Origin of the sequence: Paracoccus haeundaensis, from assembly GCF_006239215.1 — a bacterium.
GTDB classification, from domain to species: domain Bacteria; phylum Pseudomonadota; class Alphaproteobacteria; order Rhodobacterales; family Rhodobacteraceae; genus Paracoccus; species Paracoccus marcusii.
In genome coordinates this window covers 1-23,259 of sequence record NZ_VDDC01000017.1, presented here as the reverse complement: position 1 = coordinate 23,259, position 23,259 = coordinate 1, and the positions used below count along the sequence as shown (strand labels likewise).

General features: G+C 66.1%; 27 protein-coding genes. 13 read left to right on the top strand and 14 right to left on the bottom strand.

What is annotated here, in order from left to right; translation table 11 throughout:
• Position 1: 1 nt before the first annotated feature.
• A complete protein-coding gene (locus tag FHD67_RS10815) occupies positions 2 to 1,666 on the top strand; it encodes a formate--tetrahydrofolate ligase (protein WP_139598700.1) in 1,665 nt (554 codons plus the stop codon).
• Positions 1,667 to 1,671: 5 nt separating this feature from the next.
• On the opposite strand, the gene FHD67_RS10810 is transcribed toward FHD67_RS10815, so the two are convergent.
• Positions 1,672 to 3,063, bottom strand: coding sequence for a hypothetical protein (locus FHD67_RS10810; protein ID WP_139598699.1), 1,392 nt, complete (start codon positions 3,061 to 3,063; stop codon positions 1,672 to 1,674).
• A gap of 160 nt (positions 3,064 to 3,223) precedes the next feature.
• Here FHD67_RS10810 and FHD67_RS10805 point away from each other — a divergent pair, with 160 nt between their 5' ends.
• Positions 3,224 to 4,819: a peptide chain release factor 3 gene (locus FHD67_RS10805; RefSeq protein WP_045998977.1), complete on the top strand. Its 1,596-nt coding sequence runs from the start codon at positions 3,224 to 3,226 to the stop codon at positions 4,817 to 4,819.
• Here FHD67_RS10805 and FHD67_RS10800 read toward each other — a convergent pair.
• From FHD67_RS10800 to FHD67_RS10790, 3 genes are read right to left on the bottom strand one after another with little or no spacing between them, the layout of a single operon-like run.
• Complete coding sequence (locus FHD67_RS10800; RefSeq protein WP_139598698.1) at positions 4,816 to 5,673, bottom strand: transglutaminase-like domain-containing protein; 858 nt, start codon at positions 5,671 to 5,673, stop codon at positions 4,816 to 4,818. The genes FHD67_RS10805 and FHD67_RS10800 overlap by 4 nt on opposite strands.
• Positions 5,673 to 6,095: an OsmC family protein gene (locus FHD67_RS10795; RefSeq protein ID WP_045999588.1), complete on the bottom strand. Its 423-nt coding sequence runs from the start codon at positions 6,093 to 6,095 to the stop codon at positions 5,673 to 5,675. The genes FHD67_RS10800 and FHD67_RS10795 overlap by 1 nt, the downstream gene beginning before the upstream one ends.
• Positions 6,096 to 6,155: 60 nt before the next feature.
• Positions 6,156 to 7,322 (bottom strand): deoxyguanosinetriphosphate triphosphohydrolase, encoded by a 1,167-nt coding sequence (locus tag FHD67_RS10790; RefSeq protein ID WP_045981708.1) that lies wholly within the window; start codon positions 7,320 to 7,322, stop codon positions 6,156 to 6,158.
• Between the two features lie 74 nt (positions 7,323 to 7,396).
• Between FHD67_RS10790 and FHD67_RS10785 the strand changes: the two genes are divergently transcribed.
• Positions 7,397 to 7,720: a HesB/IscA family protein gene (locus tag FHD67_RS10785; protein ID WP_045981709.1), complete on the top strand. Its 324-nt coding sequence runs from the start codon at positions 7,397 to 7,399 to the stop codon at positions 7,718 to 7,720.
• Here FHD67_RS10785 and FHD67_RS10780 read toward each other — a convergent pair.
• Positions 7,717 to 8,121, bottom strand: a complete 405-nt coding sequence (locus tag FHD67_RS10780; protein WP_139598697.1) for a hypothetical protein — start codon at positions 8,119 to 8,121, stop codon at positions 7,717 to 7,719. The two genes, FHD67_RS10785 and FHD67_RS10780, sit on opposite strands and share 4 nt — an antisense overlap.
• A gap of 54 nt (positions 8,122 to 8,175) precedes the next feature.
• Positions 8,176 to 8,310, bottom strand: a complete 135-nt coding sequence (locus tag FHD67_RS21065; protein WP_281282452.1) for a hypothetical protein — start codon at positions 8,308 to 8,310, stop codon at positions 8,176 to 8,178.
• Between FHD67_RS21065 and xth the strand changes: the two genes are divergently transcribed.
• Positions 8,309 to 9,094 (top strand): exodeoxyribonuclease III, encoded by a 786-nt coding sequence (gene xth, locus FHD67_RS10775; protein ID WP_045981710.1) that lies wholly within the window; start codon positions 8,309 to 8,311, stop codon positions 9,092 to 9,094. The two genes, FHD67_RS21065 and xth, sit on opposite strands and share 2 nt — an antisense overlap.
• Positions 9,095 to 9,111: 17 nt before the next feature.
• Here xth and FHD67_RS10770 read toward each other — a convergent pair whose 3' ends face one another.
• On the bottom strand, positions 9,112 to 9,999 hold the full coding sequence (locus FHD67_RS10770; protein ID WP_045981711.1) for a cation diffusion facilitator family transporter: 888 nt from the start codon (positions 9,997 to 9,999) through the stop codon (positions 9,112 to 9,114).
• 285 nt (positions 10,000 to 10,284) lie between these two features.
• Here FHD67_RS10770 and FHD67_RS10765 point away from each other — a divergent pair, with 285 nt between their 5' ends.
• Positions 10,285 to 11,442: a choline transporter gene (locus tag FHD67_RS10765; RefSeq protein ID WP_045998981.1), complete on the top strand. Its 1,158-nt coding sequence runs from the start codon at positions 10,285 to 10,287 to the stop codon at positions 11,440 to 11,442.
• A gap of 15 nt (positions 11,443 to 11,457) precedes the next feature.
• Here FHD67_RS10765 and FHD67_RS10760 read toward each other — a convergent pair whose 3' ends face one another.
• Together FHD67_RS10760 and FHD67_RS10755 are read right to left on the bottom strand one after the other, a co-directional pair.
• A complete protein-coding gene (locus FHD67_RS10760; protein ID WP_045981713.1) occupies positions 11,458 to 11,790 on the bottom strand; it encodes a hypothetical protein in 333 nt (110 codons plus the stop codon).
• Positions 11,791 to 11,920: 130 nt separating this feature from the next.
• Positions 11,921 to 13,777, bottom strand: coding sequence for an extracellular solute-binding protein (locus FHD67_RS10755; protein ID WP_139598696.1), 1,857 nt, complete (start codon positions 13,775 to 13,777; stop codon positions 11,921 to 11,923).
• 244 nt (positions 13,778 to 14,021) lie between these two features.
• On the opposite strand from FHD67_RS10755, the gene FHD67_RS10750 reads away from it, so the two are divergent.
• Positions 14,022 to 14,804, top strand: coding sequence for a 3-hydroxybutyrate dehydrogenase (locus FHD67_RS10750; RefSeq protein WP_139598695.1), 783 nt, complete (start codon positions 14,022 to 14,024; stop codon positions 14,802 to 14,804).
• Between the two features lie 185 nt (positions 14,805 to 14,989).
• On the opposite strand, the gene FHD67_RS10745 is transcribed toward FHD67_RS10750, so the two are convergent.
• Entirely contained in the window at positions 14,990 to 15,367 is a 378-nt protein-coding gene (locus FHD67_RS10745) for a host attachment family protein (RefSeq protein ID WP_139598694.1), read from the bottom strand.
• 53 nt (positions 15,368 to 15,420) lie between these two features.
• On the bottom strand, positions 15,421 to 16,623 hold the full coding sequence (locus FHD67_RS10740; RefSeq protein ID WP_139598693.1) for a pyridoxal phosphate-dependent aminotransferase: 1,203 nt from the start codon (positions 16,621 to 16,623) through the stop codon (positions 15,421 to 15,423).
• Positions 16,624 to 16,704: 81 nt separating this feature from the next.
• Between FHD67_RS10740 and FHD67_RS10735 the strand changes: the two genes are divergently transcribed.
• From FHD67_RS10735 to FHD67_RS10725, 3 genes are all read left to right on the top strand, one after another.
• Positions 16,705 to 17,052, top strand: coding sequence for a helix-turn-helix domain-containing protein (locus FHD67_RS10735; protein WP_042249702.1), 348 nt, complete (start codon positions 16,705 to 16,707; stop codon positions 17,050 to 17,052).
• Positions 17,045 to 17,347: a succinate dehydrogenase assembly factor 2 gene (locus tag FHD67_RS10730; protein WP_246071279.1), complete on the top strand. Its 303-nt coding sequence runs from the start codon at positions 17,045 to 17,047 to the stop codon at positions 17,345 to 17,347. The genes FHD67_RS10735 and FHD67_RS10730 overlap by 8 nt, the downstream gene beginning before the upstream one ends.
• 176 nt (positions 17,348 to 17,523) lie before the next feature.
• Complete coding sequence (locus tag FHD67_RS10725; protein WP_127899388.1) at positions 17,524 to 17,979, top strand: MarR family winged helix-turn-helix transcriptional regulator; 456 nt, start codon at positions 17,524 to 17,526, stop codon at positions 17,977 to 17,979.
• Positions 17,980 to 18,024: 45 nt separating this feature from the next.
• Here FHD67_RS10725 and FHD67_RS10720 read toward each other — a convergent pair whose 3' ends face one another.
• On the bottom strand, positions 18,025 to 18,453 hold the full coding sequence (locus FHD67_RS10720; RefSeq protein ID WP_045998986.1) for a VOC family protein: 429 nt from the start codon (positions 18,451 to 18,453) through the stop codon (positions 18,025 to 18,027).
• Positions 18,454 to 18,588: 135 nt separating this feature from the next.
• Between FHD67_RS10720 and thyX the strand changes: the two genes are divergently transcribed.
• Entirely contained in the window at positions 18,589 to 19,494 is a 906-nt protein-coding gene (thyX, locus tag FHD67_RS10715) for an FAD-dependent thymidylate synthase (protein ID WP_045999591.1), read from the top strand.
• A gap of 30 nt (positions 19,495 to 19,524) precedes the next feature.
• Here the strand turns inward: thyX and FHD67_RS10710 are convergent, their stop codons facing one another.
• Positions 19,525 to 20,241: a calcium-binding protein gene (locus tag FHD67_RS10710; protein ID WP_084693635.1), complete on the bottom strand. Its 717-nt coding sequence runs from the start codon at positions 20,239 to 20,241 to the stop codon at positions 19,525 to 19,527.
• A gap of 132 nt (positions 20,242 to 20,373) precedes the next feature.
• Between FHD67_RS10710 and FHD67_RS10705 the strand changes: the two genes are divergently transcribed.
• The 3 genes from FHD67_RS10705 to FHD67_RS10695 are packed head-to-tail and all read left to right on the top strand — an operon-like array spanning position 20,374 to position 22,681.
• The gene (locus tag FHD67_RS10705) at positions 20,374 to 20,679 is read left to right on the top strand and encodes a PepSY domain-containing protein (protein WP_052715076.1); all 306 of its coding nucleotides are present in this window, start codon (positions 20,374 to 20,376) and stop codon (positions 20,677 to 20,679) included.
• Entirely contained in the window at positions 20,679 to 21,341 is a 663-nt protein-coding gene (locus FHD67_RS10700) for a response regulator (RefSeq protein ID WP_045981723.1), read from the top strand. Before FHD67_RS10705 ends, FHD67_RS10700 begins: the two co-directional genes overlap by 1 nt.
• Positions 21,338 to 22,681 carry a sensor histidine kinase gene (locus tag FHD67_RS10695; RefSeq protein ID WP_139598692.1) on the top strand — a complete coding sequence of 448 codons (1,344 nt, stop codon included), beginning with the start codon at positions 21,338 to 21,340 and terminating at the stop codon, positions 22,679 to 22,681. The genes FHD67_RS10700 and FHD67_RS10695 overlap by 4 nt, the downstream gene beginning before the upstream one ends.
• A 3-nt stretch (positions 22,682 to 22,684) precedes the next feature.
• Here the strand turns inward: FHD67_RS10695 and FHD67_RS10690 are convergent, their stop codons facing one another.
• Positions 22,685 to 23,098, bottom strand: a complete 414-nt coding sequence (locus FHD67_RS10690; protein WP_139598691.1) for a VOC family protein — start codon at positions 23,096 to 23,098, stop codon at positions 22,685 to 22,687.
• Positions 23,099 to 23,259 lie beyond the last annotated feature (161 nt).

Genomic DNA, 23,259 nt, shown 5'->3' with positions numbered 1-23,259 from the left:
CATGAAGACCGACCTTCAGATCGCGCGCGCCGCGACCAAGCGGCCGATCAACGACATCGCCGCCCGTCTTGGCCTGACGCCGGATCAGATCCTGCCCTATGGTCATGACAAGGCCAAGATCACCCATGAAGCACTGGCCGGTCTAAGCGGGCCCGAAGGACGCCTGATCCTGGTCACCGCCATCAACCCGACCCCTGCGGGAGAGGGCAAGACCACCACGACCGTGGGCTTGGGCGATGCGCTGAACCGGATCGGCCACCGTGCCACCATTTGCATCCGCGAGGCCAGCCTGGGCCCGAACTTCGGCATGAAGGGCGGGGCGGCCGGGGGCGGGCGCGCGCAAATCGTGCCGATGGAGGAGATGAACCTTCATTTCACCGGCGATTTCCATGCCATCACCTCGGCCCACAATCTGCTGGCCGCGATGATCGACAACCACATCCACTGGGGCAATGCGCTTGACCTGGACACGCGCCGCATCACCTGGCGGCGGGTCATGGACATGAACGACCGCGCGCTGCGCGATGTGGTCGTGGGGCTGGGCGGTCCGGCGAACGGGTTTTCGCGCCAGACCGGTTTCGACATCACCGTCGCGTCCGAGGTGATGGCGATCCTGTGCCTGTCGCGTGATCTGGCCGATCTGCAGGATCGGCTTGGCCGGATCGTCGTGGGCTATACCCGCGACCGCCAACCCGTCACCGCGCGCGATCTGCAGGCGGACGGCGCAATGACCGTTCTGCTGAAGGACGCGTTGCAGCCGAACCTGGTCCAGACGCTGGAGAACAACCCGGCGCTGGTTCATGGCGGCCCCTTCGCCAATATCGCCCATGGCTGCAACAGCGTCATCGCGACCCGCGCCGCCCTGCGCCTGTCCGATTACGTGGTGACCGAGGCGGGCTTCGGCGCCGATCTGGGGGCCGAGAAGTTCCTGAACATCAAGTGCCGCCTTGCGGGGCTTGCGCCGGCGGCCGTCGTGCTGGTGGCCACGGTGCGGGCGTTGAAGATGAACGGCGGCGTAGCCAAGGCCGATCTGGCGGCGGAAGACGTCGCGGCGGTCACCGCGGGCTGCGCCAATCTGGGCCGGCACATCGAGAACATCCGCAGCTTTGGCCTGCCGGTCGTCGTGGCGTTGAACCATTTCGACGGCGACACCCCGGCCGAGATCGCAGCCCTGCAGGACTATTGCGCCGAACAGGGGGTGCAGGCCATTCTGGCGCGGCACTGGGCCATGGGTGGCGCCGGAGCCGAAGATCTGGCCCGGGCGGTCGTCGCCCTGGCGGAACAGCCTGCGGCATTCGCGCCGCTTTACCCCGACGCGATGCCGCTGTGGGACAAGATCCAGACGGTCTGTACCCATATCCACCGCGCCGCGCGGGTCGAACCCGGTCCCGGCGTCCTGGATCAGCTGGCCGCGTGGCAGGCGGCGGGCCATGGGCATATGCCGGTCTGCATCGCCAAGACGCAGTACAGCTTTTCAACCGATCCGGACCTACGCGGCGCGCCCACCGGGCATGTCATCCCCGTGCGAGAGGTGCGGCTGAACGCGGGCGCGGGCTTTGTCGTGGCGATCTGCGGGCAGATCATGACCATGCCGGGCCTGCCGCGCCATCCCGCAGCCGAGGTCATCCGGCTGGACGATCTGGGACAGGTCGAGGGATTGTTCTGACGCGATCAGGCGGCGGCCGCGGCCTTGGCTTCCGGTTCGAACAGGCGGGACAGCAGAGTCAGGCGATCCAGGCTGTCCAGCATCCGGGGCAGGGGCGCATCCTGCGTCAGCGCCTCGACGCACAGGCGGCGGGTCATGGCGCGGACTGCGGGGCTGGCCGGGCCGTCCGCGTGATGCTGCGCGATGCGGGCGCAGTCGGTGAAGGCCGCGACGTCACCGGCCAGCGCGGCGCGGTCCCACAGCCGCATCACGGCATCCGGCAGGGGGGTCGCGATGGCAACGATGCGCCCGGTCAGCCAGGCGGCCTCGGGTCCGTCCAGGCCGGACGGGCGGTCACCGTGACGTGTCAGGCCCAGCCATGCGCGCAGATGCCGGGCCGCGACTGCGTCGCGAAAGCAGATGCGCCCCAATCGGGTCAGGTCATCGGACACCGCCTGGCGCGCGGGGGACAGGCGGGCGAACCAGTTCTCTCCGGTCGCGCGGGTCAGGCTGGTAGCCGCGTGCAGGGCCTGCGCCTTGGGAATGTCCATCGCGGCGATCCGGTCGGCCAGTTGGCGGGCGGTGGCCTGGACGGGATGGGGCTGCAGCCAGACGGGCGCGGGACCGCGCCAGCGTTTCCACGCTGCCATGTGCAGCGCCATCGCCACATGGACCGTCGGCTGGACCGCATCCGCGAATGCCTGGTCCGCGGTCGCAAAACCCAGCCTGACGGGAAATGATCCGTCGGGCCGCTGGACCTGGATCAGGTCGGACAGCATGTCCGCCACCGGGTGGTCGTCGTCCAGCAGCCTCAGGCAGAACGCGATCCGGGCAACCGACCCCGTGCATCCCGCGCCCTGCGCCCAGGTTGCCAGCATTTTCAGGTGGTCGAAGATCAGCGTATAGGCGCGCGGATGGGACAGACGGGGACGCCGCGCGCCATGATGATATAGCTGCATCAGCAGCTGCGCCACCTGTGCCACGTGATCGGGGGTGATCGAGGTCGGGGGCGTCGTCAGCGCGGCCTCGGCCTCTGCCAACAGGACGGGGTCGTCGGACAGCGCCAACCTGTGCGGCAGGGGCAGGGCGGGGTCGTCGGCCAGCGCCTCGCAGGCCAGCTGCCACAGGGGGTCGGTCTGGGCGACCAGACCGCCCGCCAGCGTCAGGCGGACTAGCGCATCGTCCCGCGCGCCGTCAAGAACGCGCAAGGCGCCCTGGCGAACCAGATCGGGCGTCAAGCGACGCAGCACGATCACCTCGATCGGAGAGATGCGCCCGCGCAGGCCCGACAGCACCGGCGCGATCTGTCCCACCAGCGCCAGCGCGCCGATGTCGGAATGATCCAGCGGGCAGGGATCGGGCAGGGCCATGATACGCTGGCGCAGCCATTCAAGGCCGCGGTTGGACAGCAGCCGCATCAATTGGTCCCATGATCCGTCCATCTGCGCCCTCGTCCGTTTCGCGGTTGATCATGCGACAAGGACGCGCGGGTTCAAGAACCGGATGCAGACAATTCGCGCCATTGGCGGCATGATGCCGGGAATTGCGTCGGACGCGCGCGCAGGATAAAGCGTCGGCATGACAAACCGCCCCCAGCTTCCACCCGAAATCGCCCGCCGCCGGACCTTTGCGATCATCTCGCATCCCGATGCCGGCAAGACAACGCTGACAGAGAAGTTCCTGCTGTACGGTGGCGCCATCCAGATGGCCGGGCAGGTGCGCGCAAAGGGCGAGGCGAGGCGCACGCGGTCGGATTTCATGAAGATGGAGCAGGATCGCGGCATCTCGGTGTCCGCGTCGGCGATGTCGTTCGATTTTGACGGACATCGCTTCAACCTGGTGGATACGCCGGGCCACAGCGACTTTTCCGAGGATACCTATCGCACGCTGACCGCGGTGGATGCGGCGATCATGGTCATCGACGGGGCCAAGGGTGTCGAATCGCAGACCCGCAAGCTGTTCGAGGTCTGCCGCCTGCGCGATCTGCCGATCCTGACCTTCTGCAACAAGATGGACCGCGAATCCCGCGATACGTTCGAGATCATCGACGAGATCCAGGAGAACCTGGCCATCGACGTGGCACCGGCATCCTGGCCGATCGGCGTGGGGCGAGAATTCATCGGCTGCTATGACATGCTGGGCGACCGGCTGGAACTGATGGACCGGGCCGACCGCAACAAGGTGGCGCAGTCGATCTCGATGAAAGGGCTGGACGACCCGCGGTTGGCCGATCATGTTCCCGCCGACCTGTTGGCCAAGCTGCGCGAGGAGGTCGAGATGGCCCGCGAGCTGCTGCCGACCTTCGACCATCGGTCGTTCCTGGAGGGGCACATGACGCCCATCTGGTTCGGCAGCGCGATCAACAGCTTTGGCGTGCAGGAGTTGATGCAGGGCATCAGCACCTATGGCCCGCCGCCGCAGCCCCAGAATAGTGCCGAGCGCGAGATTTCCCCGGACGAGAACACCGTGACCGGCTTCGTGTTCAAGGTTCAGGCCAACATGGATCCCAAGCACCGCGACCGCGTGGCTTTCGTTCGGCTGGCATCGGGGCATTTCGAACGTGGCATGAAGATGGTCCACGTCCGCACGAAGAAACCGATGGCGGTGTCGAACCCGGTCCTGTTCCTGGCCGCTGACCGCGAACTGGCCGAGGAGGCTTGGGCCGGCGACATCATCGGCATTCCGAACCATGGCCAGCTGCGCATCGGCGACGCCCTGACCGAGGGAGAGACGCTGCGTTTTACGGGCATCCCGTCATTCGCGCCCGAACTGCTGCAGACGGTGCGCGCGACGGACCCGATGAAGGCCAAGCATCTGGAAAAGGCGCTGATGCAGTTCGCCGAGGAGGGGGCCGCCAAGGTCTTCAAGCCCGCGATCGGATCGGGCTTCATCGTGGGCGTCGTGGGCGCGCTGCAATTCGAGGTGCTGGCCAGCCGGATCGAGCTGGAATACGGCATCCCGGTGCGGTTCGAGGGTAGCCAGTTCACCAGCGCCCGTTGGGTCAGTGGCGCCAAATCGGTGGTCGATGCCTTTGCCGAAACGAACAAGGCGCATCTGGCCCATGACCATGACGGCGATCTGGTCTATCTGACCCGCCTGCAATGGGACATCGACCGGATCGGTCGCGATCACCCGGACCTGAGGCTGACCGCGACCAAGGAGATGATGGTCTAGCGCCGCGTCTCCTGACCGAAGGCCATACCGTCCAACTCCTGCCCGGTCTCGTCGACCGGGTGGCACCAGACGGTGAAGTCTAACAGCTGATGCGGGCCAAAGCTGGCCAGCATCGCCACATCGGCGGCATCGCGACCCCGTGCGACGACGACGCGGCCAAGGCGGCGTTCGTTGTTGCGCGGGTCGAACGTCCACCAGCGGCCAGATAGGTAGACCTCGATCCAGGCGGCGAAATCCATCGGCGCATCGACCTTGGGCACGCCGATATCGCCGACATAGCCGTTCACATAGCGGGCCGGGATGTTCAGCGCCCGCAGATAGGCCAGTGCCAGGTGCGCGAAATCGCGGCAGACGGCCATGCCGCCCTTGCTGGCATCATGGGCAGTGCGAAAGACCGACGCCGTGCCATAGTCGAATGTCAGCACCTTGTGACCGTGGTCCAGCACCGCTTGGACACGGCCCCAGCCCGGTTGCAGATGACCGAACAGGTCCCAGGCCTGCTGGGACAGAACGTCGCTTTCGACATAGCGGGACGCCATTAGGTAGATCAGCGCATCGTCGGGCAGATCCTCGACCCGCGTTTCCTGGGCCGCGAAATCGACATCGTCCCACATTTCGTCGTCATTCAGGGTCACATCCCCGCGAAGGACAAATTCGCCCGCAGGGGCGACCATGCGGCGGCAGATGTTTCCGAACAGATCGCGATACTCATGCACGTCGACATGAGGATTGGTCGTGACCTGTTCGGGGGCTGTGAAATCGTCGTGCCGTGCCGCCTCGGGGGCGACAAGGCAGATGAGGGGGGTCGGCTGCTCGACCTTGATACGGAACTCGTGACCGACCCGGACGCGCATCAGGAAACCGATGCGTCCATCGTGATTTCGGCATTCAGCAGCTTGCTGATCGGGCAGCCTTCCTTGGCCTTTTCGGCGACCTCGAGGATCTTCGCCTGGTCCGCATCAGCGGTGATGGTCGTGGTCAGGTGGGCCTTCTTGACAGCAAAACCGTCGCCTTCCTTGTCCATCGAGATGTCGGACTTGGTCTTGATCGACACGCCCGAAATGCCTTCCTGCTCCAGCATCATCGCCAGCGCCATCGAGAAGCACGACGCATGCGCGGCACCGATCAGTTCCTCGGGGTTGGTGCCGGGCTTGTCCTCGAAGCGGGTGTTGAAGCCGTAGGGCTGCGCCGACAGCGCGCCCGACTTGGTCGAAACCTGGCCCTTGCCCTCTTTCAGGCCGCCAGTCCATTCAGCCGATCCGGTGCGGGTAATCATGTGATCCATCCTTTTCCTTGGTCAGTGTTGCCCGCCCAACGCAGCAACACCATCCAAGGTTCAGGACTGTGGCTGAATCAGACGTTGATGTTCCGCAATCGCATAGCGGTCGGTCATCCCTGCGACGTAATCCAGCACAAGACGCGCGCGTTCGGTCGGATCGTTCAGGCGCATGGCCGCGTCGCGCCACTGGTCGGGCAGGCGGTCGGGATGATCCAGGTACAGCGGAAACAGGTCGTTCAGCATCTGCGTGACATGGGTGCGTTCGACGACCACCGAGGGCGCGCGATACATGCGCTGGAACAGGAAGGACTTGATCGCCTTGATGTTCTGGTACAGCGGCTTGGAAAAGCGGATGATCGCCCCGTCCATTGCGCGGATGTCGTCCGCCGATCGCGGCTGCAGCCCGGCAAGCCGGTTCTGGGCAACGGCGATCACGTCCTCGACCATGACGCCGAAGACGCGGCGCAGCGCCTCGTAGCGGCGCCGCGTGGGGTCCAGGCCGGGATACAGGCGGTCGACCTCGGCAAAGGCCGGGCCGATCACGGGCAGTTCCGCCAGATCGTCCTCGGTGAACAGGCCCGCGCGCAGCCCGTCATGCAGGTCGTGGTGATTGTAGGCCACGTCGTCGGCCACCGCCGCCACCTGCGCCTCGGCGCTGGCATTGGTGTGCAGTTCCAGATCCCACAGCGCGTTCACCTCGGCCAGGGCATAGGGCAGGGGGCCGGTCACCGGGCCGTTGTGCTTGGCGATGCCTTCCAGGCTTTCCCAGGTCAGGTTCAGCCCGTCGAAATCGGCATAGTGGCGTTCCAGCTTGGTGACGATGCGCAGCGCCTGCGCGTTGTGGTCGAAGCCGCCATAGGGCGCCATCAGCGCGGACAGCGCGTCCTCTCCGGTATGACCAAAGGGTGGGTGGCCCAGATCATGGGCCAGGGCCACGGTCTCGGCCAGGTCGGTGTTCAGGTTCAGCGCCCCGGCGATGGTGCGCGCGACCTGCGCGACCTCGATCGTGTGGGTCAGGCGGGTGCGGAAATAATCGCCGCGATAGCCTTCGCCATCATGTTCGACAAAGACCTGGGTCTTGTGTTTCAGCCGACGGAAAGCGCTGGAATGGATGATGCGGTCGCGGTCGCGTTGCCAGGGCGACCGGAAGGTGGACAGGCTTTCGTCCTGCAATCGCCCGCGGCTGTCTTGCGGATGGCAGGCGTAGGGCGCGAGTGCGGTCACGGGGTCAGCCTTCCTTGCGGGTTCACCCGGCGGACCCTATATTTGATGCGACCAGACGAAAACGGGAACGCCCCATGAACCTGCCGCCCAAAGTGACCGACCGCGCCTTTGACCGCCTGTCCCAGATCAATGCGGGCAAGGACCCGGTGCCGCTGCGCATTGCGGTGCTGGGCGGGGGATGTTCCGGGTTCCAGTACGACATCCGCCTGGACGCGCCCGAGACCGACGATCTGATCCTGGAGAAATCGGGACAGAAGGTCGTCGTCGATCCGGTGTCGCTGCCCTATCTGGCGGGGGCGGTCATCGACTTCACCGACGAGCTGATCGGCGCGCGCTTCGTGATCGAGAACCCGAACGCCACGGCAAGCTGCGGCTGCGGGACCAGCTTCTCGATCTAGTCGCAGGGGATGCTGCGCGGGTCCAGCCGCTGTTCCACATAACGGAACTGCGTTCCCGAGGGCAGCGTCTTGACGACGCGCGTGCTGTCCCATCCGGCGTTCTGACAAATGACACGGTTCTGCCGGTCGGTGATCCGCAGGCCGTCACCGTCTTTCGACAGCATGATGGATTGCCCCTCGCGCCGCGTGCCATCGATGAAAAAGGGCAGGGGCTGCGGCAACGCGATGGCAGGCGCGCCGAACATGTCGGGCAGACCCTGCCAGTCCTGCGCGGGCCCGCTGGCCACCCTCAGGCGGTGATCTCCCGGCGGCACCAGCAGCCGCAGGACCGCGCCGCCGCGCAGATAGCCGCTGATGACGGGCGCGCCTTGGTCATCCGTCAGGATGATCGCATGATCCATGTCGGCCGGGGCGCGGACCTGCAGGGGGATCGTCGCGGGCAGGGAACTGGCCTTTTACAGCAGCCCGGTGACCGGGCGCGCGGCGGCCGCCACGGGCAGGACCATCAGCAGGATCAGCAGTCGGATCATCGCGGCCCCTTTCCGGTTCGTGTTGCCAAACGCGCAGGCGGCGCTAAAGATGCCGCCCATGAAAATCGCAAGCTTCAACATCAATGGCGTCAAGGCCCGCGTGCAGGCCCTGACCGACTGGCTGGCCTCGACCGATGCCGATCTGGTCGTGCTGCAGGAAATCAAATCCGTGGACGAGGGGTTCCCGCGCGAGCATTTCCAGGACTTGGGATGGCAGGTGGAAACCCACGGCCAGAAGGGCTTCAACGGCGTGGCGATCCTGTCGCGGCTGCCGTTGGAGGACGTGACCCGCGGCCTGCCCGGCGACGATGCCGATGAGCAGGCCCGCTATATCGAGGCGACCGTGGTAGGCACCCACGCGGTACGCATCGCCGGGCTGTACCTGCCCAACGGCAACCCCGCGCCGGGGCCGAAATACGACTACAAGCTGGCATGGATGGAACGCCTGCGCCTGCGCGCGGCGGAATTGCTGGCGTCGGAGTTGCCGGTGGTGATGCTGGGCGACTACAACATCATTCCCGAGCCGCGCGACGCCGCCCATCCCGACCGCTGGACCGAGGATGCGCTGTTCCTGCCGCAAAGCAGGGCGGCGTTCCGGGCCATCGTGAACCAGGGCTGGACCGATGCGGTGCGCATCCGCGACCCTTGGGCCACGCGTGGGCCGTTCACCTTCTGGGACTATCAGGGCAGCGCGTGGGAGCGTGACAACGGCATCCGCATTGACCATCTGCTGCTGTCGCCCCAAGCGGCCGACCTGATGATCGAAACGGGCGTCGACCGCGATGCGCGGGCCGGTGAAAAGCCAAGCGACCACGTCCCGGTCTGGGTGCGCCTGGCCGCCTGACGGCGCCCGGCGGCGGGTCAGATCACCAGAACGCCGGAATGCTTGGCCTTGTGTTCCGGTTCGACATGGATGGTGATCTGGGCGTCGGGCAGCTTGGCCTTCAGGCTGGCCTCGACCCGATCGCAGATGTCATGGGCGTCGGACACGGTGGTCTGGCCGTCCACGACCAGGTGAAAGTCGATGAAGGTGACGGCGCCCGCATGACGCGTGCGCAGGTCATGCGCCTCCAGCGCGCCGCTGGCCTTGTCCGAGATGATGTCGCGGATGGTCACCAGCGTCTTTTCGGGCACGGCCTCGTCCAGCAGGCCGGAGACGGACGACGCCATGACCTTCCATCCCGACCACAGGATGTTCACCCCCACCAGCATCGCCAGCGCCGGGTCCAGGATCGACCAGCCGGTCGCCACCGCCAGCCCCACGCCCAGCAGGACGCCCCCCGACGACACCACGTCCGTCAGCAGGTGCTTGCCGTCCGCGACCAGCGCCGGAGAGCGCAGCCGCCGCCCCTGACGGATCAGGATGCTACACCAGATCGCGTTCAGCACGCCCGCGCTGGCGTTGATGGCCATGCCCATGCCGACGGCTTGAATCTCGCGCGGGTTCTGGAAGGCGTGCCACGCCTCGCGTAGGATCAGCAAGGCGGCCACGATGATCAGCACCCCTTCCAGCACGGCGCTGAGGAATTCGGCCTTGTGATGGCCATAGGGATGCGACTGATCCGCCGGTCGTTGCGCCACCGAGATCGCGACCAGCGCCGCGACCGCGGTCGCCACGTTCACGATGCTTTCCAGCGCGTCCGACAGCAGCGCCACCGACCCGGTCAGGTACCAGGCCAGGGTCTTCAGCCCAAGCACGATCAAGCCGACAAAGATGCTGCCGACGGCGATTTTCAGGCTGCTGGACATCAGATCGTCCCCTTGGCCATGGACGGGATGGGTATGAGGCGCAGCATGTCGCAGATGCTTTGTGAAATCTCAAGCCACGGTTGCAGCCATTTGCGCACAATAGGCGTTCGGGTGCCGGATAGACACGCATTGCATTTGTTGATTGACCCGTCACTCAATATAAAGCATCCTTAGAGTATCAAAGAAACGTGCAGCCGCTTGGCTGCGATCATGCGCGTACAGCGGGCCACATGCCCGGCTGCACTGTGGCGCTGATCGTTCATCTGTCTAAGGAGGATTGCGCCCATGACGCCAATCATCACCGTCGCCTATCTCAGTGTGCTGGCCTGCGCGCTGTTCGTCCTGATCCGCTGGCCCCGCCTGCGGCTGCAGGGCGAAGAGCCCGTCGGCCTGTTCACCCTGATCGCCCTGCTGTTCACCGCCGGACTGGACATGGGCCTGGTCATGCTGCCCCTTGCGGAATTCCCGATCTATGAGGAGGACCCCGCCTTCGGGTTCACCAATGCCCTGGCCGTGGAATTCGGCATGTGGGGGCCGCTGGTCTGGCTGATGTATTTCGTGGCCACCTTCTATTTCATCGCGCTGGAGCCGCGCCTGCAGCTGTTCCAGATCCCGGCGGTCAAGTGGGTCTACAACCTGACGGTCATCGCGACCTGTTCGTTCACCTGCTATCTGTTCATGTCGAACCTGCCGACCTATGCCCCGGACCTGCCGCAGGGCGCGGTCTGGGCGCTGGTCGTGGTGGTGATCGCCACCGCCGTCCTGTCCAGCGGCAACATGGCGGTGATGAAGTGGCTGGCCATCATCTCCAGCTATGGGTTCGGCATGTTGGCCTTCACCGCACTGGCGATGATCGCCTTCGTCTACAGCCGCGTGGGTCTGGGCGATTTCTTCGACAGCGTCGGCCTGCTGGGCGGGTACTTCGCGCATCTGCCGCGCTTTGCCACGCCCATTTCGGATTACCACGAATTCTATCTGTTCTGGTGGTTCGCCTGGTCGATCATGATCGGCCAGTTCGTCGCGCGCTTCGTGGGCGGGCTGAGGGTCTGGCAGCTGGCACTGGCGATGGTGGCCCTGCCGGCGATCCCCCTGGGGCTGTGGTTCAGCGTGCTGTTCGTCTATCACCAGGGCGGGATCGTGATCCCCGGCTGGCTGAACTGGTTCATGATCGCTGTCGGTGTGGTCTTCGTCGTGAACTCTCTGGACAGCCTGATCCGGCTGTATTCGACGAACCTGAACTGGTCGCGCGAGACGTTGGGGGACCGGCGCTATTATCCGCTGCATTTCCTGCTGCAGCTGGGGCTGGTCGGCGCCTATGTCTTCACCCCGTTCGAGATCCAGTGGGTCGGCCTGATCGTCGCGGCGCTGTACGGGGTGATCTATGTGCTGCTGGCGCGGCACATGGGCAAGCTGGGCGGCATCGGCCGCCCCGCCGCGGGATAGGGGGCGGACGCCCTCTCAGTCGTCCTTGTCGCTGTCGTCGTCGCCAAAGCGCGAATCGTCAGAGAACTCGTCCTCGCCCTCGTTGACGAACTTGGACGACAGCGCGATCGAGTGGTTGTCATGGACGGGGTCCATCACGACGTCCGACGGGATCTCTCCGACCAGCCATTCGCGCAGTTCTTCGCGGATCTCGGCGGGCTCCTGGCCGGTCACCTCGACCAGATAGGCGATGAAGGCGCGCTGGTCGCCGTCGATCTCGTCCAGCTCGGTGTCCTCGGCCTCGGGCCACTTGTCGATGATCGCCTCATAGAAGGCCGCCCAGTTTTCCTGAACATGGTGCCACTTCATCAATAACCTCCTGTCGGAAGGCTGCCCTGGAACCAGCGCGCCGTCCCTGTAATGTCCTCGCCGACACCGGCGACGGTGTTGCAACCGGCCAGCATCGTGCAAGCCGCTACAGTAACCCAAAACATTCGCATCAGTTCGTCTCCTGCCACCAGACTTCGGGCAAAAAGCCCGGCCAGTCCCCGTACATGGGTATTTCCTCTGGGTATTTCAGATCCGCGGCATGGGCCAGCCGCGAGATCGGCGAAAAGCTGACCGGGATCACATAGCGCCCCGCCGTCAGCACGCGGTCCAGCGCCCGGACCGCGGCGGTGAAATCCTCGGCCGTGTCGGCGGCCGTCATGGCGTCGATCATCGCCTCGGCCGCGGGGCTGTCGATGCCCATCCAGTTGCGGCTGCCGGGCGTGGATACGCCGTCGCGGCCCCAGTACAGGCGCTGTTCGCTGCCCGGCGACAGCGACAGGCCGCGTTCGTACCATGTCATGTCGAACTGATAGTTGTTCGTGCGCTCGATGTACTGCGCGGAATCCAGCAGGGTGATGCGCGGGGTGATCCCCAGGGGGCGCAGCGCCTCGACATAGATGTTCACGATCTGCTGAACCTCGGACCCGCTGCGCATCGCGGTGCCGTTCTGGTTCAGCAGGATCTCGAAGGCGAAGGGCTGGCCCTGCGCGTTCTTCAGCTGTCCGTCTTGAACCGTCCAGCCGGCCTCGGCCATCAGCGCCATCGCGCGGCGGACACCCGCGCGGTCCATCGCGCGGTCCGATCCTTCGGGCAGGGTATAGCCGTCCAGCGTGCCGGGCGGCAGGTCGGCCGCGAAGGGCGCCAGCAGTTCCGCCACGCGCCCCGTCGCCGGCCCGTCCTGCATCGCCAGGACCGAGTTCGAGAAATAGGACGTGATCCGGGGATCGGCACCGCCGTTTAGGGTCTGGTTGATGAAACGGAAATTGAACATCTCGATCAGCGCCTGCCGCACGCGCCAATCGGCGAAGGCCGGGTTGCGCGTGTTCATCACCAGGCCGACGATGCCCGACGGGCGTTCGTTCGGGATCTCTGCCTGGACCGCGCGTCCGTCCGTCATCAGCGGAAAGCCGTATTCGCTGGCCCATTTCTGCGCCGACAACTCGCGCCAGACGGTGACGGCACCGGCCTTGAACGCCTCGAACATCGCGTTGGCATCGGCGAAATAGTCATAGCGGATGACGTCGAAATTGTTCACCCCCGCCATCAGGGGCAGATCGCGGCCCCAATAGTCGGGGTTGCGGCGAAAGCTGATCGACCGCCCCGGCTCGACTTGATCGACGACATAGGCGCCGCTGCCGATCGGGGCCTCGAGCGAGGAGGCGGCGAAATCCTGCCCCTCCCACTGGGCCTTCTTCAGGATCGGACGCAACCCCATCAGCAGGGGCAGTTCTCGGTCGGGTTCGGTGAAGGTCAGGCGTACGCTGCGGGGGCCCGTAGCCTCGATCCTGTCGACGCGCGACCAGGCCGCCAGATAGCGGGGATGGCCCTGTGTCCCGAGCGTCTCATAGGACCAGATCACGTCGTCGACGGTGACCGGGCTGCCGTCGGAAAACCGCGCCTCCTCGCGCAGGGTGAACTCGACCCAGTGCCGGTCGGGCGCGACCTCGATCGTCTCGGCCAGCAGGCCGTAAAGGGTGAACGGCTCGTCGATCGACCGCATCATCAGGGACTCTGTCACGTGAACGCCCACGCCCCATGCGGCATTGCCCTTCAGCACCCAAGGTTTCAGACTGTCGAACCCGCCCGGTTCCGCCAGCCGAATCGTACCGCCCTTGGGCGCGTCCGGGTTAGCATAGGGCAAATGTGCAAAGCCCTGTTGCAGGGCAGGTTCTCCATAGATTGCAATGCCATGGACAGGTTCGGCAAGGGTTGCCAGCGGCATAGATGCAACACCGCCCGTCAGGGTCAGCAGACCCAAGGTAGCCCCCCTGATCGCGGATTTGTTAAGGTTTTCGAAGATTCGCATTGCCTGCCGCCCGGTCGTTTCTTGTTTGGCCGCATTATCAACAGGCTTGACCGGGGGGCGTCAACCAAGGTGGCAAGATCGCTGTTGGACTCGCGCGGTTCCTCGCGTATAAATAGGGCACTGCTCGATAGGTTTCTTGCCTGTATGAAACCTGCCTCATAACTTGCGCCCGCCTTGTGCGGGCGTTTTTTTTTGCCCATGCTGCACCTGCAAACCGCCTTTCGGGGCCGTCAAGGAGCAGCCGATGTTCGAGAAATTCCTCAAGGGCAAGACCGCCGTCGTCACCGGATCCAACTCTGGCATCGGGCTGGGCGTGGCCCGCAGGCTGGCGCGCGCCGGCGCGGACGTGGTCCTGAACAGCTTCAGCGACACGGACGAGGATCACGCGCTGGCCGAAGGCATGTCCGGCGAACACGGGGTCAAGGTCCGTTATATCCGGGCCGACATGTCCAAGGGCGACGACTGCCGCGCGCTGATCGAAAAGGCCGGCGCCTGCGATATCCTGGTCAACAATGCCGGCATCCAGCACGTCGCGGCGATCCCCGATTTCCCGGCCGTGAAATGGGACGCGATCATCGCGATCAACCTGTCGTCCGCCTTCCACACCACCGCGGCGGCCCTGCCGCTGATGCGTGCGGCGGGATGGGGCAGGGTGATCAACATCGCCTCGGCCCACGGACTGACGGCCAGCCCCTACAAGTCGGCCTATGTCGCGGCCAAGCACGGTATCGTCGGTCTGACCAAGGTCACGGGTTTGGAAACCGCGCGCGAGGCGATCACCGCCAATGCCATCTGTCCGGGCTATGTGCTGACGCCGCTGGTGGAAAGCCAGATCCCGGACACGATGGAGAAATACGGCATGGGCCGGGATGAGGTGATCGAAAAGGTCCTGTTGGAACGCCAGCCGTCCAAGGAGTTCGCGACGACCGATCAGCTGGGCGACACGGCGGTCTTCCTGTGCAGCGACGCCGCGGCCCAGATCACCGGGACCACGATCAGCGTCGACGGGGGCTGGACCGCCCTGTGACGGGAACCGCGCCGCGTTCTTTGCCGTTCCACATCAACACAATGTGAGGAGATGGTGATGAAGGGTCTTGTTGCGTGGTTTCTGGGGGTTCCGGTCGTCGTGATCGTGATCCTGTACGTTCTGGGCATATTTTGATGCGAAAGGGCGCCCCGTGATGCGGGGCGCCCTTGGTCTGTCCGGGGTCTTCAGGACAGGCTGTTCTGGATGGTCTGGATGTCGGAGTTCGTCAGCGTCTTGGCGACTTCCTTGCGCAGGCGAAGCTGCAGTTCTTTGTGATAGTGCTTGCGCATGACGCCCAGGGTCGACGGGTCCGCGATGATCGCGATATCCTCGAACTTGTTCTTCAGCACCATCGCGTTCAGGTGACGCGACAACTGGGCCGCAAAGGTCGCCTCCTCGTCATCCCGGGGCGACCCCTCGTCGATCTGCGCGCCGTCACCCGACAGGCTCTCCTGCGTCACCTTGGTCGTTTCCGACAGTTCCAGCCCGGACTTGGCCGTATTGCGGAACAGGGTAGCAGAGTGGCCGTCGGCAACGACGACCAGGGCATTGTGGGGCAGCATGGTCAGCTCCTTCTTGCATTCGCTTTCATGGGTTCAACGCAAGCCGGGACCGGTCAGTTGCAGCCTTCGCAAAAGCGGCGGATGCGTGCCATCGCGTCCTGAAGCACGGCGTCGCTGGTGGCGTAGGAGATACGGAAATGCGGCGACAGGCCGAATGCCGCGCCGAAGACGACCGCGACCCCGGTTTCGTCCAGAAGCGCGTTCGCAAAGGCTTCGTCGCTGTCGATCGGGGTGCCCCCGGCGCTGGTCAGGCCGATCAGCCCGGCGATCGACGGATAGACGTAGAACGCCCCCTGCGGCACCGGGCAGTCCACTCCCGGACAGGCGTTCAGCCCGGCCACGACCAGATCACGCCGCCGCTGGAACACCGCGCGGCTGTCGGTGATGTAATCCTGCGGCCCGGTCAGCGCGGCCTCTGCGGCGTACTGGCTGATCGAGCAGGGGTTCGAGGTCGATTGCGACTGCAGCTTGGCCATCGCCTTGATCAGCGCCTCGGGGCCCGCTCCATAGCCGATCCGCCAGCCGGTCATGGCATAGGACTTGCTGACCCCGTTCATGGTCAGGACGCGGTCCTTCAGCCGGGGTTCGACCTGTGCGGGGGTGCAGAACGCGAAGCCGTCGAAGACCAGGTGCTCATAGATGTCGTCGGCCAGCACCCACACCTGCGGATGACGCAGAAGCACATCGCACAGCGCCGCCATCTGCGCCCGGTCATAGCCCGCACCCGACGGGTTGGAGGGCGAGTTGAGGATCAGCCACTTGGTCCGCGGGGTGATCGCGGCCTCCAGCGCGTCGGGGGTCAGGCGGAACCCGGATGCCTGGTCGCATTCCACGACGACCGGCGTGCCGCCCGCCAGCAAGACCATGTCGGGATAGCTGACCCAATAGGGGGCCGGCACGATCACCTCGTCGCCGTCGTCCAGCGTGGCCATCAGCGCATTGTAGAGGATCTGCTTGCCGCCGGTGCCGACGGTGATCTGGGCAGGCGCATAGTCCAGCCCGTTCTCACGCGCGAACTTGTCGGCGATGGCGCGTTTCAGGGACGGCGTGCCGTCCACGGCGGTGTAACGAGTGTGGCCCGCGTCGATCGCGGCCTTTGCCGCGTCACGGATGTTTTCCGGGGTGTCGAAATCGGGCTCTCCGGCGGACAGGCTGATGATGTCGCGTCCCTGTGCGCGCAGGTCCGCCGCGCGGGTGGTCATCGCGATGGTGGGCGAGGGTTTGATGCGGGCCAGCCGGTCCGAGATGAACGCCATGAGACACCTTGCTGCTGTCGGTTTGAACTGTCGGCCCGCATGGCATACGCTGCGCCGCACGCCCTCACAAGGACGAGAGACATGATCGACAGCTATGCCGAACCGGTGGCGACCCTTGGCGACCGCCTGACCGCCGCGCGCGAAGGCGCGGGCCTGGACATTGCCGCCATGGCCGATGCGCTTGGCCTGCGCCCCGAGACGCTGGAGGGGTGGGAGGTCGATCAGGCCGAACCGACGGCCAGCCTGATGGGACGGATCGCCACGGTCACCGGCGTCTCGCCGGTTTGGCTGTTGACGGGGCAGGGCGCGGGACCGCAAGACGCAAGCGCGGGGGCGGCCCTGCGTGCCGAGCTGGCCGATCTGCGCCGCCTGCTGGCCGAGGCCGCCGCTCGCGTGGACCGTCTGGAGGAAGCACTGTCGCATGGCTGATACGCTGGAAACCCCCGAGAACCGCCTGAAACGTCTGCACATGCGCAGCTGGCGACGCGGCATGAAGGAGATGGACCTGATTCTGGGCCGCTTCGCCGATGATTGCCTGTCCGGGCTGTCCGGCCCCGATCTAGACCTGTACGAACGCATGCTGGCCGAGAACGATCAGGATCTGTACCTGTGGGTCACCGCGCGGATCGGCGACGGTCCCACCCGCGAGGCACCGCAGATGCTGACCCCGATTCTGGATCGGATCGCGCGACATGCCGCGACCCGCTTTGCGGCCGATCGCTAAAAATTTCGGCATTCCTGGCGCAGGAAGAGGCGGCAATTAACCGAAGATTGTCTTTTCTCTGTCATTGAGGGGTCATGACGAACAGGACAGGACATCCCGAAGCCATGCTTGCACCTGCACCCCGCGAACAGCATCCGACAGTCGATCCCACGGCCCTGGACGTGCCCCTGTCGGACATGACCGACGCCTATCTGGAATCCCTGCAGCTGCTGGAGCGGATGCACCGCCTGATGCTGGATCTGGTCAAGGACGAATTCGAACGACTGCACCGGGGCGACCTGACCCCGGTCCAGGCCATGATCCTGTATAACTTGGGCGAGGCCGAGGTCTCTGCCGGAGAGCTGCGGTCGCGCGGCATGTATCAGGGATCGAACGTCAGCTACAATCTGAAGAAGCTGGTCGCGATGGGCTATGTCCATCACGAACGCTGCGACATGGACCGACGCTCGGTCCGGGTGCGTCTGACGGCCGAGGGCCAAGCGGTGCGCGACCTAGTGCAGCGCCTGTTCATCCGCCACGCCGAAGGGCTGGCCATGTCGGGCGTGCTGGAGGATCCGCCGTTGGATCAGGTGAACCTGCAATGCCGCCGCATCGAGCGGTTCTGGACCGAGCAGATCCGCTATATCTACTGAATTGAACCCGGCCCTGCGGGGCCGGGTGTGCCTTTTCCTGGCGCCTTACCAGGTGCCGGTGTTCTCCATGCTGGACCACGGCTCCTGCGGGGGCAGGTGATCGCCTTCCTGCAGCAGCTCGACCGACACGTTGTCCGGGCTGCGCACGAAGGCCATGTGGCCGTCGCGCGGGGGGCGGTTGATCGTGACGCCGGCGTCCTGCAGCTTCTGGCACATCTCGTAGATGTTGCCGACGCGGTAAGCCAGATGGCCGAAATGGCGGCTGTCCGAGGGCAGGCCGTCATCGCCGTCCCAGTTGTAGGTCAGTTCCACCGGGCATTCCGGCTGGCCCGGAGGCGCCATGAACACCAGGCTGAAGCGGCCCTTGTCGTTGTCGATGCGGCGCATTTCCTCCAGCCCCAGCAGGCGGAAGAAGTCCATCGTCTTGTCCAGGTCCTTCACGCGGACCATCGTGTGCAGATAGCGGATATTCATGGGGTCTCCTGTTCGGATGGGCGGGCAAGCTGTCATGCAGCGGGACAATCTGCAAGCTTGCGATGTGGTTCCAGAACGGTTGATCGACAGCGCGCCGCGTGTCAAAGGAGGCCGGAACCGCCCGGAAGGATGACCATGCCCCTGACACCAGAACAGCAGGCCGAGATCGACAGCCAGCGCGCCACGCCTCGCCAGACGCTGCGCGCCGTGTCCGAGGGGATGGAGAACCACCTGTACGTGGCGCATCAGGTTCTGGATCACGGGCTGGTGCGGGTCATCGACTACATGGGCGACGACGCGGCAATCTGTCAGGCGGCGCGCGTCAGCTATGGCAAAGGGACCAAGTCGGTGCAGAACGACGAGGGCCTGATCCGCTATCTGATGCGGCACTGGCATTCGACGCCCTTCGAGATGTGCGAGGTCAAGTTCCACGTCAAGCTGCCGGTCTTCGTGGCCCGCCAGTGGATCCGTCACCGCACCGCCAACGTGAACGAGTATTCCGGCCGCTATTCGATCCTGGACCGGGAATTCTATATCCCCGCGCCCGAGCATCTGGCCGCGCAGTCGTCGCAGAACCACCAGGGCCGGGGCGAGGTGCTGCAGGGCGCCGAGGCGCAGCGCGTGCTGGACCTGCTGCGCGAGGACGCAATGCGCAGCTATGACAGCTATGAGGCGATGCTGAGCCAGGAGGGGCAGCAGGGTCTGGCACGGGAACTGGCGCGCATGAACCTGCCCGCCAACATCTATACCCAGTGGTACTGGAAGGTGGATCTGCACAACCTGCTGCATTTCCTGCGCCTGCGCGCCGACAGCCATGCCCAGTACGAGATCCGGGCCTATGCAGACATCATGTGCGACATCACCCGCGACTGGGTGCCCGCCGCCTTTGGTGCATTCCAGGATTACCGGATGAATGCCGTGAACCTGTCCGCGCAAGCCGCCGATGCGCTGCGGCGGCGCCTGGCCGGAGAGGTCGTCACGCAGGAAAATGCCGGCATGGGCGCGCGTGAATGGCGCGAGTTCCAAGCCGTCTGGGGCTAAACGGGGGCGCACCACGCGCCCCCGTCCGGATCAGAACGTGAAGTCGTTCAGGTCCAGGTTGGCCCGGTTGAAATCCTCCAGCACGATCACGGTGGACGCGTTCACTGTCAGGATCGTGTCGCCGCCCTGCTGCACGGCGCCGTTGATGGCGCGCTGGACCTGGCCGCGATCCAGGTCGTCGATCTCGATCCGGTCCAGGCCGTTCTGGAAGTCGACGATACGGTCGCGCCCGTCGCCCAGGTCGAATTCGAACCGGTCGGCGCCGATCCCCCCGGCCAGGATGTCGTTGCCCCGACCGCCGTCCAGCGTGTCGTTGCCCTGGTTTCCGTGCAGGATGTCGGCGCCGTCGTCGCCCTCGATCTCGTCATTGCCCTCGTTGCCGAACAGCCGGTCATTGCCGCCGTCGCCCTCTAGGTCATCCCGGCCCTGACCGCCATAGAGCAGGTCGTTGCCCTGATTGCCCTCCAACTCGTCGTCGCCCCGGCCGCCGAACAGGGTGTCGAAGCCGAAGCCGCCCCACAGATCGTCGTTTCCGTCATCGCCGCGCAGCAGGTCGTTGCCCGCACCGCCTGCCAGGCTGTCATTGCCCGCGCCGCCGTTCAGCACGTCGTTGCCGTTCTCGCCCCAGATGCGGTCGAAGCCGCGGTTGCCATTCAGCACGTCGTTGCCGTCGCGCCCATAGATCAGGTCGGCCAACGCGCTGCCGTTGATCCGGTCCGCACCCGAGGTTCCGTTATAGCGTGCCATTCAAGCGATCCTTTCATGTTGTCGGCCTCCCATGCGGCGGCCCTGTGCGAATCGCCATATCACGGGCCCGCTGACAGCCGGCTGACGGGGGCTGTCAGCGGGCTGTCAGCTTGGCCGTGCTAGGACGCGGGAATGAAACGATCCCTGTCCAGCCTGATGCTGATCCTGCTGCCGCTGACCCTTGCGGCGCAGCCGATCGCCCCCGATTACGAGACCGCCCGCCAGGCGGTGGACCGCGGCGACATGCTGCCGCTGGAACAGATCCTGGCGCGGATCGAGGCGCGCCATCCCGGCCGCATCGTCGAGGTCGAGCTGGAAGACGAGGACGGCCTGTGGCTCTATGAGATCGAGGTGCTGACCCCCGAGGGCCGCCTGATCGAGATAGAGCTGGACGCCCGCACGGGGGCGATTCTGGGATACGAGGAAGACGACGACTGATGCGCGCCCTTGTGGTCGAGGATGACAGCCGGATCGCCGCCGATCTGGGCCGGGCGCTGACGGCGGCCGGGTTCCGCGTGGACGGCACCGCATCGGGCCAGGACGCCTGGTTCCGGGGCGGGACCGAGGGGTACGACCTGATCGTGCTGGACCTGGGGCTGCCCGACCTGGACGGTCTGACCGTGCTGAAACGCTGGCGGGCCGAGGGGTGCGATTCGCCCGTGCTGATCCTGACCGCACGGGGCGCCTGGACCGAGCGGGTCGAGGGGATCGAGGCCGGTGCCGACGATTATCTGCCAAAGCCGTTCCGCATGGAGGAGCTGGTGGCACGGGCCCGCGCCCTGGTGCGCCGGGCAGGCGGCCGGGCCGAACCGCGGATCGAGGCGGGCCGCCTGACCGTCGATCTGAACCGCATGACGGCGCTGGTCGATGGCGTGCCGGTCCCGCTGACCCCGCTGGAGTTCCGCCTGATCGCGCATCTGGCCGTTCACCGCGACCGCGTCGTCTCGCCCACGGAACTGCTGGAGCACCTTTACGGCGACGATGACGCGCGCGAGGCCAACGCGCTGGAGGCGGTCGTGACCCGCATGCGCCGCAAGCTGGGTCCGGGCATCGTCGCGACGCGGCGCGGCTTCGGCTATCTGCTGGAGGGCGGTGCATGAGGCCTTTGTCGCTGCGCCTGCGGCTGATGCTGCTGGGCGGGGCGACCATCCTGCTGGTCATGGCGCTGTCGGTGACGATGCTGGCGGTGTTGTTCGACCGCCATGTCCAGCGCGTCGCCGTGTCGGACCTGCGCGATCGGGCGCTTGTTCTGCTGTCGGTGATCGAACCCGGCACGCCGCCGCAGATGCGCGATCAGCCCCGCAACCCGTCGTGGCAGCTGCCATTCTCGGGACATTACTGGCAGGTGTGGCTGGGGGACCAGCCCCTGCGGTCGCGGTCGCTGTGGGACGTGACGCTGCCTGTGCCCGCGGATGCGCCGCCGCCGGGCGAGGGGCGGGTGCTGCAGCTGGACGGGCCGGGCGACCAGCGCCTGCTGGCGCTGGATCAGCAGGTGCTGATCGGGCAGGGCGCGACCGCGTCCCCCATCCGCCTGATCGTGGCCGAGGACATGGAGGATTCCGCGCAGGCCCGCGCGGCCTTTCTGCGCGACCTTGTCCCCTGGCTGGCGGGATTGGCAGCGCTGTTGCTGGCGGCATCCTTCGTCCAGGTCACGCTTGGCCTGCGCCCGCTGGCCCAGGTCGGCGCGCATCTGCGCGGGCTGGCGCAGGGGCGCAGGCGGCGCCTGGGCGACGATCTGCCCTCCGAGGTCGCGCCCCTGGCCCGCCAGCTGGACCATCTGCTGGACGACCGCGACCGAGAGCTGGATCGTGCGCGCCACCGCGCCGGCGATCTGGCGCACGGGTTCAAGACGCCGCTGCAAGCGCTGCTGGGCGATGCCGAGGCGTTGCGCGATCTGGGACGGACCGAACAGGCCGACAGCATCGAACATGTCGTCACCGTGATGCGCCGCCATGTCGACCGGGAACTGGCGCGCGCCCGCATCCGCACCGACGCCGCGCAGGCCCGCGCGCATCCCGCCCCGATCGTCGCCCGGCTGGTGCAGGTGCTGCGGCGCACACCCGCGGGTGCCGGGCTGGACTGGCAGGTCGACCTGCCGCAGGCGGTGGCGCTGCGCATAGACCCTGACGACCTGACCGAGGCCCTGGGTGCGCTGCTGGAAAACGCGGCCCGCCATGCGCAGTCGCGGGTGTGGGTCGGGATGCGTGCGGATGACGATCGGACGGCCGTCATCATCCGCGACGACGGGCCGGGCGTGCCCGATGCCGAGCTGGCGCGGTTGGCGCAGCGCGGCGTGCGGCTGGACCAGGGCGGGGACGGTCAGGGGATCGGTCTGGCCATCGTCACCGACATCGCCGAGGCCGCGGGTGGGCGCCTGGAGCTGATCAACATGCTGCCGGGCCTTGCGGCGGAACTGCACCTGCCGCGCCACCCGGACTGACGGTCAGGACGCGAACAGACCGTCGAAATCGGCAAAGCCCTTGACCTCGATCGGGTTGCCCGAGGGGTCGAAGAAGAACATCGTCCGCTGCTCTCCCGGCTGGCCCTCGAAGCGGATCTGGGGCGGGATGTCGAAGGACACGCCCGCCGCGGCCAGGCGGTCGGCCAAGGCCAGCCAATCCGCCAGCGGCAGCACGACCCCCAGATGCGGCATCATCACCATGTGATCGCCCACCCGACCGGTGCGGGTGGTGGGAAAGGGCGTGCCCAGATGCAGCGACAGCTGGTGGCCAAAAAAGTCGAAATCGACCCAGGTGTCGGTGGACCGACCCTCGGCACAGCCCAGGATGTCGCCATAAAAGCGACGGGCCGCGTCCAGGTCGGTGACATGGATGGCAAGGTGGAACAGGGATTTCATCGCGGCCTCCGTGGTTGCGGGGCAGTGATGCACGCGCGGGCCGCGCCCCGCAAGTCAGTCCAGCGCGTCCAGAACGCCGCCCGCCACGCGCGCGGTGTCCGACCAGCCCGGCAGCGCCGCCCCCGCCCGTGCGGCGGCGGCCGCCCGTGCGGCTCGCTCGG